Annotated in this window: 1 protein-coding gene; it reads right to left on the reverse strand. The window is 68.3% G+C overall.

The window, feature by feature from the left end:
* Positions 1 to 612, reverse strand: a 612-nt coding sequence (locus tag ACLN58_RS22580) for an MFS transporter (RefSeq protein WP_415857437.1), incomplete at both ends; no start/stop codon positions are given.

Raw genomic sequence — 612 nt, forward strand, 5'->3', positions numbered from 1 at the left:
CTCCTCGCGGTCCACGTAGCCGTAGAGCTCGGGGAGGATGAACCTCGCGGCGAGGAAGCCGATGAGGGACAGGACCGAGACGGCCAGGGTCGCGCCGACCTTGCCCCACGAGGCGGTGATGATCGGGAAGATGAACGCGCCGAAGAACGAGGCGGCCTTGACGAACACGTACCCGAAGCCCGAGGCCGTGGCCCGGAACCGGGACGGGGCGACCATCGAGGTGATCGTCATCCCGTTCGAGGCGTCCCAGTAGTGGCCCCACATGAGCACGCACGCGCCGATCACGATGAGCCACTTGATGTCCGCCCCGAGCGCGAACGCGCCGATGAGCAGGCCCACGAACGCGAGGCCGAAGCCCCACATCGCCACGCCGCGGTGGCCGATCCTGGTGATCATGATCGGGGCCACGAAGCCCGAGATCGTGGCCAGGACGTAGATCCCGGCGGTGACCAGGTTCGTGCCGGTGATGTTCGTGTTCGCGGCCGTGCCGACCACCCCGACCCCGGCGCTGACCAGGATCACGGGCAGGTAGAAGCCGAACGCGGTGAACTCCGCGCCCTGGCACGCGTTGGAGATCCAGCCGAAGATCGTGGCCCGGCGGCGGGTCTTGTC

Source organism: Sinomonas sp. G460-2 (assembly GCF_047759905.1).
Classification (GTDB): domain Bacteria; phylum Actinomycetota; class Actinomycetes; order Actinomycetales; family Micrococcaceae; genus Sinomonas.